Origin of the sequence: Paenibacillus timonensis, from assembly GCF_022427145.1 — a bacterium.
In the GTDB taxonomy this organism is placed as follows: Bacteria; Bacillota; Bacilli; order Paenibacillales; family Paenibacillaceae; genus Fontibacillus; species Fontibacillus timonensis.
This window is the reverse complement of sequence record NZ_JAKSXN010000014.1, coordinates 78,607-93,264: the sequence shown is the minus strand read 5'-3', so window position 1 is coordinate 93,264 and position 14,658 is coordinate 78,607. Positions and strand designations below refer to the sequence as shown.

Genomic DNA, 14,658 nt, shown 5'->3' with positions numbered 1-14,658 from the left:
TTCTATTTTACGATCAAGCCAAGCAGTTTGGCAAAGCCGATCGCCTGTTCCGGAGAAACCGTGCAGCCTGCCAAGGCATAAGCAGGGATATCCACGCGTTCGAACGTGCAGGTGCTGATGTCCATTCCCTTTAATGAGGTATCGTTAAAATCGGCCTCATTCAGATCAGAGCCCAGCAGCTCCACCTCCTTGAATTTGCAGCCGTAAAAATTCACGTTCTGCAGGGAGCAGTTCAGAAATCTCACCTGTTTTAAGGAAGCTTCCACAAGGTCGCTTATATTCATAATACAATGTTCAAACGTCACGGAGCCTGCATTGATTTTGGACAGATTCAGCCCCGTCAACTTGCAGTCCTTGAAATGCACCCGATGGATGATGGCTTTTTCCAGCACCGCATTGGACAAATCGCAATTCTCCAGCACGACGTCAGTCATGTCCATCCGCTCGAAGACGGTACCGACAAAAGAACAACCCCGAAGCACCACTTTGGATAAGATGCATTTCTCCATTACCCCATGCTCATAGGAAGCACCGGCCACCGTTGCTCCGACCAGCTCATGGTCCTCATCGCCCAGCACAACGTCCCAATCGGCTGGCGTTAAATCGGCCGAGAGCTGCGGGAGGCTAATTTTCGATTTTGCGGCCATCAAGATTCCTCCCCGGTTGACGTCTTCGCCAATTCATTTACTTCATCCATCAAGGTTCGGAGTTCGTGGATGCTTTCGCGGATTCCCTCTGGATCCGGTCCCAGCTTTCGGTATACCAGATCGATTCGTTCCTTGTAACGTTCGGGTTTGACGGCAAACGATTGAATGTTACGCACCGCTTTTTTCTCGTTCAGGCAATAGCGGCCATTTATTGCATACAGTGCCTGGTTGAGACTGGACACACATCGAAAGGCATGTCCGGCTACATAAGAGACATCGTCACGATCGGCATTGGCTTCCATGAACATCAGGGAAAAGCCCGCTTCAAACAGAAACTGGCGCAGCATCCCCTCTCGCAGTAGCGGCGGATAAGGAGAAGTCCGGGCTTTCAACCGGGTCAACCGGCTCTCATGTTCCCACAAGATCCGGCATACCGCCACCTCTCCCATATACATACTGTTCAGGAAAGCATGGGGATGTCCAGTCTGGTACATCATTTGGACTCTGCCTTCACAACCATCCTCAACTGCCTTTCGGACAGCCGTCATATCCCGGTACAATAAGTCTACGTGATATCCGCCGATGAGGAGCCAACCGCCGCCATTGACCCCCGGCCCCCATTCGCCGATGCCCGTCATCAGCCCGCTTCGATGCTGATCGTCGAGTTCCGTTGCGACTTGACTCAACCCAGCGATATCCAGGCCATTCTCGCCTTCATAGTACAGGCCGATGTCAATGTCCGAATCGGGACGATGGGTGTTCGTCGCCCGCGATCCTCCCAATACGATGGCTTGAAGGCCTTCCGTTCCCTGCAGGCGGTTAACGATACGTTCTAGTATCGGCTCGATCCCCATGGTTGACCTCCTCTACTCGTCAGAACTGCCCGAGCGAAATTCGCTTGGCTTCCCCGCGGCTTCCAAAGCCTCGGCCAAGCCCTTTACATCCAGCCCGTCCACGGCAAAAGCGCGCCGTACCAGCTCAGGCGGCACAAACTCATCGTATTTGCCCAGATAAGGGGCTTCCGACGCAGCCAGCAGCGCCTCCGGATGTGGAACCGAAGCCAGTTCCGCCTGAATGGCGGCTAGCAGCTCCTTGGCGCCCGCTCTCCCCGCCACAACCATATAATAAGGTTCCATCGGAACGACCTGGCGCAGCCCCATCGGGTCCGTCAGGTTATGCTTCAGCAGACGTTCCAGCGTGCGGAATTGCTTACTTCCTGCCCACGGCAAAATAAACAGCGAATCGCCGCCCGCCGGGATGACGGGACTGTTCAACAGCCCGCTCTCCCGGGCTAACCGGCGCGCCCGCTCCAAGCGGTTGGCCGCGCCCGGGGCGAGATACGGGTACAAGGTATGCTCCTCCAATACCTGGCGCATCTTCTGCATGACCCGGGTATGGACGTCTCCCCCGGCACCAAGCCAAAGCGTATCCACCTTGCCGCGGGAGGATTTCACGTACACCGCCTTATGCTTGCTGTCCACTTCCTCGACCTTCCACAGCTTCCCGGCCAGCGAGAAGCAATATCCCGGCGGCGGGACGGTGGTGATGCTGCCGATTTCCTCGGAGCCGTTGTAGACGACATGTTCTTCATCATCCTTAAAGACGGCATAGAAGCGGAAATTGTTGACCACCTTTTCCCCGCCCAGTCCGATGATCAGCGTACCTTCTTCGGTCTGCTGGACATGATCGGTCTGCAGCAAATATTGCAGCATCCCTTTGTACTCCTCGGGCTCGACGCCGCGAAATGCCGGCAGCGTCAGCACGGCCCGAGCCAAATCGGCCGGCTCCGCTTCACCGATGCTTTTCAGCGTGCTCATCGTCTGATGGTACAACACGCCAACCGGCTTCTTGCGCAGATCCACCGGTTCCACCCAACGCTCGCGTACATACAGCTCAATAACGGCGATCGCCCGCAGCAACATCCACGGCATGCGCGCTGGCAATTGGGCGTCCTCGTCTTCCTCTTCCGCGCAGAGGAACATCATCTCCGATGCCTGGTCTTCGCGCCGGCCGGAGCGGCCCAGCCGCTGCACGAAGCTGGAGCAGCTGTACGGCGCGCCGAGCTGGATGACTCGCTCCAGCTCCCCGAGGTCGATGCCGAGCTCCAGCGTCACCGTCGCTGCGGCCACCGCCGGGCCGGGGCCGGAGCGCAGCGCGGCCTCGGTCTCCTCGCGCAGCATCGCGGAAATGCTGCCGTGATGGATATGGAACACGTCACGCTCCTCCCGCTTCGCCGCAATCCGGCGCAGCTCCAGCGTGGTCAGTTCGGCGTCGGTGCGGCTGTTGGTGAAGACGAGCGCTTTTTTGCGATGGGTGTTATCGTAAACGAAGTTGTAATACTTCTGCTTGGCCAGCTCCAGATGCTCCGCTTCCCGTTCGTCCCGGGCATCCGGGAAGGAGAAGTGTTCGACCGACAGCTTCAGCTTGCGCCCGCCCTGCGGGGAGACCACCTCCACCGGCTGCGGCGTCCCCGCCCCAAGCCAACGAGCGGCAATATCGTAATCGCCGAGCGTAGCCGACAAGCCGATCCGCCTCGGCGTACAGGAAGCCATACGCTCTAATCGGGTCAATTGGCTGATGACCTGAATCCCCCGATCGGCCCCCATAAACGCGTGCACCTCGTCGATCATGATATACCGCAGATCATGGAACAACGCCGGGATCGCATTGGGGCGGTTCATGAGCAGCCCTTCCAACGATTCGGGAGTAATTTGCAGCACGCCGCAGGGGCGCTGCATCAGCTTCGTTTTCTCCGCTTGCGCGACGTCGCCGTGCCAATGCCAGACGGGCACCTCCCCATCACGCAGCAGCTCTTTGATCCGCTCGAACTGATCGTTGATCAGCGCCTTCAGCGGTCCGATGTAGAGAATGCCGACGGATTCCGAAGGCCGGTGGTAAAGCTCCGTAAGCGCAGGGAAAAAGGCCGCCTCCGTCTTCCCCGACGCAGTGCCCGACGCGATCAGAAGATGATGCGGCGTATCGAACAGCACGCGGCAGGCTTCGACTTGGGCATCCCGCAGCGAGTCCCATTTTTTGCGGTAAATATATTCCTGAATGAACGGCGCCAATCGGGAAAACGAATCCCCCCCGCTCATAGCTCAAACTCCGCCAAAAAATCATCCAGCTCGTCGGTGCCGCCCTTGTCCTTGGCCCCTTGGCTTCCGGATGCCGCGTATTCCTGCTCCCGTTCCCCCATCAGTTCCTCGAACGACAAAGCAGGCTGCTGATGCAGCAGGTGGAGCACATCCATGAAATCGCGCACGACCTCCCGGGTCGTGAGCAGCTCCTCGGCCCCGAGCCGATTCACCGCCGCCTGCATGAAGGCGATCAACTGCTCATCGGTCAGGCGCATTTCATACCCGAAATGCAGCGCGTGAATCTCGCGCAGCTTCTGCAGCAACAGCAGGATCTCCTCATGCGACAGCATGTCCAGCTTCAGGATCGGCGAGGTATACGAACGGCGCGTCCCGCTGCTGTAACGTCCGTCCATCAGCCGCGAACGCAAGGCATCGTAGCTGAACAGCCCCCGGCGCTCGTCCTCCACGAACTGCGGCGTTCCGCCCAGGTAAATGCCGAGGTACTGGGCTTTGCCCTGCATCGTGTCGTTGAACATCGTCAGAAGTTTCTCGTAATTGCTTTGGCGGGAGACGCTGTTCGTGATTTTGTACAGGTTCACGCCCTCATCGATGAACAGCAGCAGCCCGCGATACCCGATGCGCACCGCAAACTCCGCCCACAACTTCATGTAGTCGTACCAGTTGTCATCATCAATGATGACGCCGACGCCCAGCTCCTGGCGCGCCTCCGTTTTGGTCGGAACCTCTCCGCGCAGCCAGCGCAAGGCTGCCGCTTTCCGGTCATCATCGCCCAGCTTGTATCCCGACCAATAAGCCGCCAGCACCTTGGCAAAATCAAATCCGTGCACGAGACTCTGCATCTCGTTCGTCACCGCATAGATCCGCAGCTCGACCGCGTCATGCAGCTGCGGATCGCCGGGACGCAGGCCGGTGGCCTGCATTTGCTCCTGCTGGAGGGCAGCGATCCACTTCTGCAGCATCGTCTCCAGCGCGCCGCCGTCCGGCCGCGTCCGGGTGGATAAATGCATCATCATCTCCCGGTAAGTCGCCAGGCCCTGACCTTTCGTTCCAACCAGCCGCCGCTCCGGCGACAGATCGGCGTCGGCCACCACGAAGTCGCGGTCCATGGCATAATTGCGGATCATCTGGAGCAGGAAGCTCTTCCCGCTCCCGTAACGCCCCGTGATCAAGCGAAAAGCCGCTCCGCCTTCCGCGATATTGTCCATGTCCTGCAGGATCGACGCCACCTCCGGTTTACGCCCGACCGCGATATGCTCCAGTCCTACCCGCGGCACGACCCCGGCCGTCAAGGAATTGACGAGCGCCGTGGTCAGCCGTTTCGGGATTTGCACCTGTTTCATCCACCATCACCTCATCGTTCAAAACTTATCCTCTATCCCCCAGCGCTTCGCGTTGGGTGGAAAGCCACTCGTCGAGCACTGCGCGGTAGTCGTCCACAACTTCGTCCCCGTCAATGAGAAGATCCCCGATCCGCTCCATCGCCAGCTCATTGATTTCATCAATCAGCAGCTCGGGCATGGAGCCGGCCTGTTCCGCAATGGTTTGGCGTTTCGCAGCGCTATGCCCCTGGAGCAAGGCAGCCAGCATTTGCGCCTGGGGCGCAGTGAGGCTCATAAACAGCTCCTGCCATTCCTCCGGCAGGTTCGCCATCGGCTCTCTCCCGGTCTCCTCGGCGCCGGTTCGTTCTTCGGTCGATGCCCGAAGAACTTCTACCGCTGGATACGGCGATTGCGAATCGTTGGCCGTTTTCTCCGTTCGTTCTCCGGTCGGGATCGCGCTCACGGACCACACCGCGGTATCCTCCGGCATCGGATCATACCCCCGCTCAAAATCAAAGGTCGGTTGCAGCGGTTCAACGGACTTCTTCCCGAGCGGAGTTACGATCCGCTCCGGCGGCAGGCCAGGAGCTTCTGGCGCAAACGCAAGCGTCAGCTCCTCACTAAGCAGCATGTCCCGTACCTCGTTGGATTCCTGCTGCAGTTTGCGCAATTTCGCGGCGTTAATTTTCACCTTAGGCGTCCGGGCTTTCGCTTCTTCGGCCTTCCGACGCTCGAATTCCTTGCTGAGGTATCGGCCGACCAGCTGTTCGATTTCCGGCCCCACCTCGATCCCCCGCAGCTTGCCTTTAAACCCGGTCAACTCGCGCAGTTTGTTCTCCGTCAGGCGAACGAGCTGCGTCAGGAACGCGCGAAGCGGCGGATGCCCGCTATAGGGCAAGATGGAGACCGTTTTGGTGCGCCCGTATAAATCATGGTCGTACACGGCGCTGCGGAACAAGAAGCGGGAGACTTTGGTCTCCATCGGCTTAAACAGCTCCAGAATTCGGATTCCCTTGCTCCTTAAGAGATAGCCGTCGACCAGCGAAATGACCTTCGGTACGTAGCTCCGCATGTCCTTGCGCCCTTGCTCCAAGTAAAACCGACTTTTCTCCGCATCGTAATCGGTCAACGTGATCAGCAGATCCCAGCTCAGCTCCAAAGGATCGGCGGCGAATCTTCTGCGCCACTCCAGCTCCTTCAGCTCCATCGACAGATTCCGTGGCAGCTTGGCCATCGGCTCCGCGGGCAGCTCCTCTAGCTGGAACACCAACGCCAGATCGTATAACCATTCCCGCACGTAAAGATCCAGCTTGGGGTAACGCTGCCGATACCCCTGCCAGACCCGTTCCATCAAGGCATACCCCTCGGCGGGCTCCGACCAGCCGATCCCATGGATCAGCTCGTACAAATAGACGAACAGGTAAGAAAGATCGGTGTCCGGGTAACGTCCGGAACGGACCTCCTCTCGCCAGAACAAATACCATTTCAGTTGCCTCGGCTGCATCTCATCATAGGTCGGCCAGTAGGTCTGAAAAGGAACAAATTCCGCCGTATCCTCTACGGCTGCCTCCAGTTCCTTCGCTTTCTGGACAAACCGCTGCTCCCGGGAAAGATATCGGAAATCCTGCCGCCAATCCGCGTCGCGCTCCCAAAGGTCCGGAGCTACGACGCGGCTTATCGGCTCCGTCTTGCCGCTCACCTGCTTCGTGACGTCTTCCACTTCCAATTCGGCAAAAGTTAACCGGGGTTCAAGGCTCGTCTGCCGTTCCCGATCTCTATGTAAATGTGGGCTGAAAAAGCTGCGTTTCTCGTCCGCTCCGTCGTTCATCGTTCCAAAACCTCCGTCACGACCATTATACCATCGAACCGAAAATTTGTTCGCCTTTTGAATACTATTTTGCCCTCCCTTATAATGAAAAGCAACTGCAAGTTGCCAGGGAGGGCGAATGCTTGATGAATAAATGGCTGAAGGCCTTGTTGTTTCTGGTCGGGGCGGCGGTGTTGACCCGATTGATTCCTTTTTCCGACTGGTTCCGCATGCTGGATACGATGGTCCATGAGCTGGGCCATGCGATCGTCACCTTGCTGGCGTCCGGACAGGTGCTCCGCATTGAATTGCACCCGGATCACAGCGGCGTCACCTATTCGGTGCTGGCCTCGGGATGGAGCCAATTAGCCGTATCCTTGGCCGGTTATATCTCGGCTTCCCTGTTCGCGGTAGCTATGTTCTTCGGTTATTCCCGTCAAAACCAAGCCGCCGGCCTCGTCCTTATCAGTATGTTAGCGTTGGTTTCGTTGGTGCTGTTTGTGCGCTCGGGATACGGCCGGGGCTGGTTGATCCTGTTTCTATTGATAAACTTGGCGTTTTTCCTTTTGGGGGGACGAATTCGCAATTTCTACTACTTACTGCTGGCGTTTTTATGCTTGGAGGAGTCGGTGATGGGGCCGGTCACGCTGCTGCTGAATTCCATCGTTTCTCCCGGCCAAGCCGGAGACGCGACGAATCTGGCCCAGCTTACGGGGGTTTCCCCTCTGGTGTGGTCGTTGATATTTCTGGCCATTTCGCTCATTTGCGCCTTGTCCGCGCTGCAATTGTATTGGAATGACCGCAGACGAAGCCGGGAGAAAAGAAGGATGAGCGGATCGAGCTCGGTGAGCCCGTAGGATCGACCTCATCTGTCCTTCACGATCGTACATCTCAGCACGTGAACTTCCTGGTTATCACGGATCATTGCGTCGACATCGTCGCTGGACTCCATATGGTCCTTCCCCTTGTTTCTTGCGATCACACCCAAAACGACCGTTTCATTAGGGTTTACGGTAGTTGGCTGCATGGAGTGGGTCATTGCACTATCTAAATCGCCTTTGGGGATTTCCGTTTTGGAGCTGACCACGTTTCCTTTATGCCTGAAAGCAAGCGTCCAAACTTCGTCCCCGTTCCTCATGCCAAGGGTCGTTAAATACAGCCTAAAGGGATGATCGCTGATCTCTTCTATTGAAGTTTCCAGCCCAAGTACGGATCCTTTGCTTTCCCCATTTACGTACTGGTCGATCCAAAAATGAACCCGATCAGCCCCGGTCACTCCTAGGTTCACGTCAAATATCATCGTATTCCCGGAACCTGCCGCTTTCAAAATGGCATATTCCTCATTCTCCATGGGCAAGGTTTGAATGGAGATGCCGTCGATCTCCTTTCCCGGTAAATGATTGTCCAAGTTCACCGTCTCCGAACCGCTCTTTTCGCAACCCGATAGGACCAGGAAAGCAAGGAGTAGACAGGCCATGATGGGATTGATGAATTTTCGCATTCTGCACCTCACAAACTGCTGACGTTAAATCGATTCCCGTCCGGATCATAGAAATGAAAGCTTACCAATCCTTGGGTCAGAAATCCGCCGATTCCGGAGGTTTCGATTCCGCGTTGTTTTAGATATTGATGATACTTGAAAAAGTCCTGCCGCTCCCGAATCCAGCAGATCGGCTGGACCTGACCGTCCACTTTGCCCGCGTAAGCCTCATCTTTTTTTTGTTCAAGCACCCAAAGCGACTTCTCTTCCGAATGATTTAACTTCAGCTCCATCACCGCGTAGCCGCCGGCCGGATGATGTTCCACGCACTTCATGCCCAGATGTTGCCCGTACCATTGAATCGACTCGTTTAATCGGCTGACCCCCAGCCTAACCCAGGAGGGCGCCAAATCGGAGGAAGGCAGCGTCAAATCCTCCTGGAGCGTTAAACGAATGCCTTCGGCGGTAGCCCACACATCGAAATACCTGGTTTTGGGTCCCGCATACACGGCAGATACCCGCACTCCGTCGGTCACGAAAGCGCGCCGCAGACGATCCAATTCCCGGGTTCGAAAACACACTCGCAGGTCGGGTTCCACTGTGCCTCGTTCGGCATAATGATGAGGAAGCCGGGTCTCCGTAAGATAAGTAACCAGCCAGGTCCCGAAGTCCATCTGGGTCATTTTGCCTTGTGAACAGCGAGGATCGACTTTCCAGTTCTCTTGCCGAAGGATCTTCCAGCCGAAGTACGTCTCGAACCACTTTATGACCTGATCATGGTTATCCCACAACACATCGATAGATTGACCGTCAAAATAAAGCTCGGGGATCTCTTTGCCCGTTGCCATAGGGAAACCTCCCTCATACACATATTTCCAATCCTATTATCGCTGAACCCGTCCGTTTGATAAAGGAAAATATTCGTAAGAAGTGCCGCTTCCTTCCGAATCTTTCGTTCATATAATGCGACTGGGTATAACAAAACAAGTTTAAAGATTGGCGATTTTGAGGTAAGATGGTATTCGATGTTTCTATGAGCTGGAAATGGGAAAGGAACGGTGTGGATGGACCGGCGGCAGCAAATCATTGAACAGGCCGAGCAATTCGTGCAAAACGTGCACAGCGGAGACGGAAGCGGCCACGACTGGTGGCATATTCATCGAGTCCGGAATACGGCTCTGGCCATCGCTCGCAAGGAGAAGGCGGATTTGTTCGTATGCGAGCTTGCGGCGTTGCTGCATGACGTAGCGGACGAGAAGCTGAATCCATCCAAGGAAGCGGGATTGCATAAGGTACGCAGCTGGCTGGATGAACATGTCGGAGATCCGTCCGTCACGGGCGAAGTGATGGAGATCATCTCCACGATGTCTTATAATGGCGGGAAGAACCCTCCGATGTCTACGCTCGCCGGGCAAATCGTTCAGGATGCCGACCGGCTTGACGCCATTGGCGCCATCGGCGTGGCCAGAACGTTTGCCTTTGGAGGGTCCAGAGGCAGGTCCATGCATGAACCGGGGCGGGATTTCTCGGATTTCGATTATCGAAGCCGCGAGAAAACGACGATTTATCATTTTTACGAAAAGCTATTGAAATTGAAAGACTTGATGAATACCCGGCATGCCCGGAAACTGGCCGAATCGCGGCATGAATTTATGCTGGGATTCTTGGAGCAGTTTTACCGGGAATGGGATGCCACAGACGAACATCAGGATGAACAAACCACAACAAATTCAGGTGATATGAGTGAGAATCGCATTTTTTGATTCAGGCATCGGAGGCTTGAGCGTGTTGACGGAGGCCATGAGGAGGTTGCCTAAGGAAGATTTTCTTTATTTTGCCGATACCCTCCACGTGCCGTACGGGACCAAAACGCTGCCCGAGGTGAAGCGATTCGTTCAGGAATCGGTAAGCACCATCATGCGGGAAGAGATCAAAGCTTTGGTCGTGGCCTGCAATACCGCAACCAGCGCGGCAATCGAAGAGCTTCGGCGCATGTACGACATTCCGATCATCGGCATGGAGCCGGCCGTCAAACCGGCCGTCAAACGAAGCCAAGCCGCCGGTAAACGGGTGCTGGTTTTTGCGACTTCATTGACGTTAAGCCTATCGAAATATACCGACCTGGTGGCCCGGGTGGACGACCACAAAGTGGTGGATTCCATGCCGCTGCCGGAACTGGTGCAATATTGCGAGCAACTGCAGTTCGACCGAGACGAAATCGAGCGTTATTTCAGCCGCAAGCTTTCCGGCATCGATTTGGGACAATACAGCACGATCGTGCTCGGGTGCACGCATTTTCCTTATTACAAAAGCATTTTACAGCAAATTCTGCCTCCGCATATCGAACTGATTGACGGCAGCCAAGGCACGGTAGAGCGGCTGTGCTCCTTAATCGGCGGATCGGCCAGTCCCGCTCAGGAGTATACGGGCCATATCGAGTTTAGTTGCTCGGGCGAAAATCCCGCTTATCTGGCAAAAATGGCGCGAGCGTTGGATTACCTGCAATCGCAATATCGATAATCCTACGCTGCCCGCGTAAAGCCTTGTCTTGGCGAATGAACGGTCAGGACAGGGCTTTTTTTGCCGCGTAGACTCGGAACTCGATTTACTCCATCTCTTCGTTTAATAGAACCATATGAATATGATCTTCCCACTTCCCGTTGATCTTTAAGTATTTACTTGATATCCCTTCGTTTTGAAATCCCAGCTTCTGGACCACGCGAAGCGAGGCCTGGTTTCTTGGCATGATGTTCGCTTCAATCCGATGCAGGCGCAATTCATGGAACGCATGGTCCACCACTGCTTCGACGGCTTCGGTCATCAATCCTTTTCCTTGTTCCTGTTCATCGATCTTATAACCCAGATGGCAGGACTGGAACGCGCCTCTTACAATATTGCTCAGCGCCACCGACCCGATGATCCGGCCACTTCGGAATAACCAAAATTTCCGGAGCGATCCTTCTTGGATCTTGGCCGCCTCGTCCTGCAGAATTTCTTGTTGAACCGAGTAAGCATAGAAGTCCTCCGTTCTTAGCGGTTCCCACTCCTCAAGATGGGTTTTATTCCGGACGACAAACGCCAATACCTGATCCGCATAGGAATCATCGATCATTTGGAGCGTCATGCGTTTCGTTGTGATTTCATTTTTCATAGATAACCCCCGCTCTACCTGCTCTAATCGTTAGGCATAAATCTCCGCAGCACTTCGTCATCCCAAATTTGGACCTCGATGTATCGTTCCGGCCCATGATCTCCGAGCCTGTTCCACACCTGCGGCAAACCGTATTCCGCGATGACTTCGACGATTTCTCGCTTGGTGTAGACTTGTCTCCGGTACGGCTTATCCTCCTGATACCTCATGGTCGGGAAAAGATCGCCGTAAGTAAAACTGATTGAGGTTTCCTGGAATTCATCCCAGTTGATCCGAATCCAATCCGGCCGAGTATACCATGTCTTCAGCCAATCGCAGGACTCCAGCGTCATATAATGCGGATATGCATTTTGGGGTTGGCCCCCTTTTACGATAAATCGTTCTCTTGCGGTTTGTTCGAGTTCCTTTCGAATCAACATGTACTCGGCCGACCTTCGGCTGGCAAATGATTTGCCTTCCTGCCTGATTTGCTCGGATACTTCCAAAGCACGCTCTACCGGCAGGCTTGAGAGATTCCGAAACGGTCCGAGGTCCTTCTCAAAATAGTGATATAACATATAAGCTCCGGACACGCAATCTCCTTCTTCCAAGTGCTTTGTTAACTTATCCCTAGCATAAATCACATTCCATCGTTCTCATCGTAGCGGTTAGGCCGTTGTTTTCGTAAAACCGGATTCCTTTGGAATTCTCCTCAAACACCGACAATCTTAAGAAATCCAGGCCTCGCCGCTTCCCCCAGTCCTTGGACGACTCCAGCAACTTCGATCCCAAACCGCGGTTTCTATCCTCCTCGGAGATGACGATATCCAGGACGTAAACATACTTTTTCTCTTGGAGGCAGCTGATTTTCGGCGTTTCCTTCTCTTGCAGCAAGGAGAAACCCATCAATTTCCTTTCATCTTCATCTTCCACGACCAGAATCGCTGATTTTGCATCGTTGATCGTGTCGATGAGAAAACCAACGGGCCGTTCCGTACGTACGAACCTGGAAGGTTGGTAGAACACGGCGTCCGTATCCAGCTCCCAATAAAGCTTTTGGATGCCTTCGATATCTTCCATTGTTGCTTCTCGAATTCTCATTGTCTTGTCCTCCCTAGGATTATTCCCCTCATTATCCCGTTGGGAAAGCAAACCGACAATGACATTTTTACATAAAAACCCACCCTCAAGCGAAGGTGGGTTTGAGATTCAGTTCAACGATCACGAAGACGGCAGATTTACCCATGTTTCCGGCGTTTCCGCCGCCTTCTTCCCGTGCTCGATCAGGGTGATTACGGCTACGGTTTCCGCCGGATCGACCGCCGGCTGACCGGTTTCGAAGAACGTTACCAGGTTCCGGATGAACGGCTCAAAGAAATTGGAGACCGCAGAGGCTTGCGCAAAGTTTCCATTGCCGTATTTGATGCCAAGCGTAAAAGGGCAGTTGTCCCCCAAGTGGTGGATCGTAGCGCGGCGGCCTTCCCAGAAATCGATGAGAAGCGCGGGCGAATCCGCCGTTCCGGTATACATTACGCGCTGCGGATCCGCTCCCATCAGGCTCACGATGGGCTCGATTTGATGGATCGAATAGTTGGAGAAAGCGCCCGGCCCCCAGCTGCTGATCGTTTGAATTCCTGCCGGGTCGATCTCCGCATATTCGCTGGCAAAACGGAGCGCGGACGTCGAATACATCGGCGTTCCGTGCTTCACGGCCAACTCGAAGAGGCGAACCGCCGTGTCCCGGTCCGGAGCAAACGTCTTGTCGATGTAGGTCGGCTTGCCTGACCGGAGCGGCAGCTGCGACAATTCCTCGTGAACTTCCGGGTTGTCGGGAGACAACACGATCAAGTAGTCGCTTCGCTCGACAACGTCTTGGATGGACGGCAGCAATTCGATTCCATTATCCTTGCTCCAAGCCTCGTTTGTGCGTCCGTTCTCCTTGTCCCTTTTCCCATACGCATACGTCACCTTCATGGCGCCGGCGGTAGCCTGCTCGATCCAACCAGGATATTTGTTGGCGTGAAACTGGTCCAGATGCAGGTCGATAAACCCGATTTTTTTCATGGGATGGCGATTTCCTCCCCCTTGTCGGACGAATCATAGATGGCTTGGATGATTCGGGAGGACAGGATGACGGTGTCGATATGCGAGGGCTGCTTCTCTCCCGTTTGGATGCACTCCAGAAAGCCGTCGATTTCCTGTTGATACATATTGCCGGAGGTGAATTTCGGCGTCGTTTCGGTCAAAGCGCCGTCTGTCGCCGTATAGAAGGTGAAGTCCCCGCCATAGTTCAACCGGATGCCGCCCTTGTCGCCCAGGAAGTCGATAAACATCTCCTCGACCCCGATGTTCTGGGCCCAGGCTCCGTTCAAGGAGATGGTGGGGCCTTCGGTGCGGATCAGCGCGGTCACGAAATCGTCGACATCATAGGTGCCGCTATAGTCCGGCGGGCCCGCCCACATTTTGAGGTACGTATAGTTGGCCATGTCTTTCCCCAGCTTGGAGTAGGCCTGGCCCGTGACAGTTTTGGGCTTTGGATCCCCCGCGCAATACATGACGATGTCGAGGAAATGAACGCCCCAATCGATCAGCGCGCCGCCGCCGGCGATGGCTTTCGTGGTGAAAGCGCCGCCCAATCCCGGAATCGACCGGTGCGAGCGGAAGCTGGCATACACATGATAAAGCTCGCCGAGCTCGCCGTTTTGAATCATTTTTTTGATGCGGTTGACGCTTTCGTTGTACCGGTTGACCACCCCGATATTCAGAATTTTACCCGTCTCATGCTGAACCTTCTGCATCTCCAGGGCTTCGGCGTAAGTGCGGGCTGCCGGTTTTTCGCACAGGACATGCTTGCCTGCCCGCAGGCATTCAATGGCGATGGAAGCGTGCGAAGCGTTCGGCGTACAAATGGATACCGCATCGACCTCCGGATCTTCAACGATCTGCCGGTAATCCGTGATGGCCTGACCGCATTCGTATTTAACGACGGCCGCCTCCGCCCGGTCCATCAGGATGTCGCAAAAGTACTTGATTTTCACCTGCTTATGAGCTAAGTAGGACGGGATATGGGCGTGGTTCGCAATCGTGCCGCAGCCAATCACGGCAATGGTTATTTGGTTCATCGGCTTACCTCCTACAACGTGAAATAGTCGCTTCAAGAAAGTCTATGATGATTCC

The 14,658-nt window shown here is 55.1% G+C and carries 15 protein-coding genes; 3 read left to right on the top strand and 12 right to left on the bottom strand.

Features of this window, described 5'->3' with window-relative positions; genetic code table 11:
* Window positions 1–2: 2 nt before the first annotated feature.
* From MJ257_RS07645 to MJ257_RS07625, 5 genes are read right to left on the bottom strand one after another with little or no spacing between them, the layout of a single operon-like run.
* The gene (locus MJ257_RS07645) at window positions 3–647 is read right to left on the bottom strand and encodes a pentapeptide repeat-containing protein (RefSeq protein ID WP_240268671.1); all 645 of its coding nucleotides are present in this window, start codon (window positions 645–647) and stop codon (window positions 3–5) included.
* A complete protein-coding gene (locus tag MJ257_RS07640) occupies window positions 647–1,501 on the bottom strand; it encodes a nucleotidyltransferase domain-containing protein (protein WP_240268670.1) in 855 nt (284 codons plus the stop codon). Before MJ257_RS07640 ends, MJ257_RS07645 begins: the two co-directional genes overlap by 1 nt.
* A gap of 12 nt (window positions 1,502–1,513) precedes the next feature.
* Window positions 1,514–3,742, bottom strand: a complete 2,229-nt coding sequence (locus MJ257_RS07635) for a DEAD/DEAH box helicase (RefSeq protein ID WP_240268669.1) — start codon at window positions 3,740–3,742, stop codon at window positions 1,514–1,516.
* A complete protein-coding gene (locus tag MJ257_RS07630) occupies window positions 3,739–5,085 on the bottom strand; it encodes an ATP-binding protein (protein ID WP_240268668.1) in 1,347 nt (448 codons plus the stop codon). Before MJ257_RS07630 ends, MJ257_RS07635 begins: the two co-directional genes overlap by 4 nt.
* 25 nt (window positions 5,086–5,110) lie before the next feature.
* Window positions 5,111–6,892, bottom strand: a complete 1,782-nt coding sequence (locus MJ257_RS07625; RefSeq protein ID WP_240268667.1) for a TerB N-terminal domain-containing protein — start codon at window positions 6,890–6,892, stop codon at window positions 5,111–5,113.
* A gap of 125 nt (window positions 6,893–7,017) precedes the next feature.
* Here MJ257_RS07625 and MJ257_RS07620 point away from each other — a divergent pair, with 125 nt between their 5' ends.
* Entirely contained in the window at window positions 7,018–7,728 is a 711-nt protein-coding gene (locus tag MJ257_RS07620) for a M50 family metallopeptidase (protein ID WP_240268666.1), read from the top strand.
* Between the two features lie 8 nt (window positions 7,729–7,736).
* On the opposite strand, the gene MJ257_RS07615 is transcribed toward MJ257_RS07620, so the two are convergent.
* Together MJ257_RS07615 and MJ257_RS07610 are read right to left on the bottom strand one after the other, a co-directional pair.
* Complete coding sequence (locus MJ257_RS07615; protein WP_240268665.1) at window positions 7,737–8,279, bottom strand: YgaN family protein; 543 nt, start codon at window positions 8,277–8,279, stop codon at window positions 7,737–7,739.
* 101 nt (window positions 8,280–8,380) lie between these two features.
* Window positions 8,381–9,199, bottom strand: a complete 819-nt coding sequence (locus MJ257_RS07610) for a VOC family protein (RefSeq protein WP_240268664.1) — start codon at window positions 9,197–9,199, stop codon at window positions 8,381–8,383.
* Between the two features lie 216 nt (window positions 9,200–9,415).
* On the opposite strand from MJ257_RS07610, the gene MJ257_RS07605 reads away from it, so the two are divergent.
* Window positions 9,416–10,114 carry an HD domain-containing protein gene (locus tag MJ257_RS07605; protein WP_240268663.1) on the top strand — a complete coding sequence of 233 codons (699 nt, stop codon included), beginning with the start codon at window positions 9,416–9,418 and terminating at the stop codon, window positions 10,112–10,114.
* Window positions 10,095–10,871, top strand: coding sequence for a glutamate racemase (murI, locus tag MJ257_RS07600; protein ID WP_240268662.1), 777 nt, complete (start codon window positions 10,095–10,097; stop codon window positions 10,869–10,871). Before MJ257_RS07605 ends, murI begins: the two co-directional genes overlap by 20 nt.
* A gap of 85 nt (window positions 10,872–10,956) precedes the next feature.
* On the opposite strand, the gene MJ257_RS07595 is transcribed toward murI, so the two are convergent.
* The 5 genes from MJ257_RS07595 to MJ257_RS07575 form a co-directional block, all read right to left on the bottom strand.
* Window positions 10,957–11,502, bottom strand: a complete 546-nt coding sequence (locus MJ257_RS07595) for a GNAT family N-acetyltransferase (RefSeq protein ID WP_240268661.1) — start codon at window positions 11,500–11,502, stop codon at window positions 10,957–10,959.
* A 23-nt stretch (window positions 11,503–11,525) separates the two neighbouring features.
* Window positions 11,526–12,074 carry a hypothetical protein gene (locus tag MJ257_RS07590; RefSeq protein WP_240268660.1) on the bottom strand — a complete coding sequence of 183 codons (549 nt, stop codon included), beginning with the start codon at window positions 12,072–12,074 and terminating at the stop codon, window positions 11,526–11,528.
* Window positions 12,075–12,111: 37 nt separating this feature from the next.
* Window positions 12,112–12,582, bottom strand: a complete 471-nt coding sequence (locus MJ257_RS07585; protein WP_240268659.1) for a GNAT family N-acetyltransferase — start codon at window positions 12,580–12,582, stop codon at window positions 12,112–12,114.
* Window positions 12,583–12,702: 120 nt separating this feature from the next.
* On the bottom strand, window positions 12,703–13,545 hold the full coding sequence (locus MJ257_RS07580; protein ID WP_240268658.1) for a Gfo/Idh/MocA family oxidoreductase: 843 nt from the start codon (window positions 13,543–13,545) through the stop codon (window positions 12,703–12,705).
* The gene (locus tag MJ257_RS07575; RefSeq protein ID WP_240268657.1) at window positions 13,542–14,603 is read right to left on the bottom strand and encodes a Gfo/Idh/MocA family protein; all 1,062 of its coding nucleotides are present in this window, start codon (window positions 14,601–14,603) and stop codon (window positions 13,542–13,544) included. The genes MJ257_RS07580 and MJ257_RS07575 overlap by 4 nt, the downstream gene beginning before the upstream one ends.
* Between the last annotated feature and the right edge of the window lie 55 nt (window positions 14,604–14,658).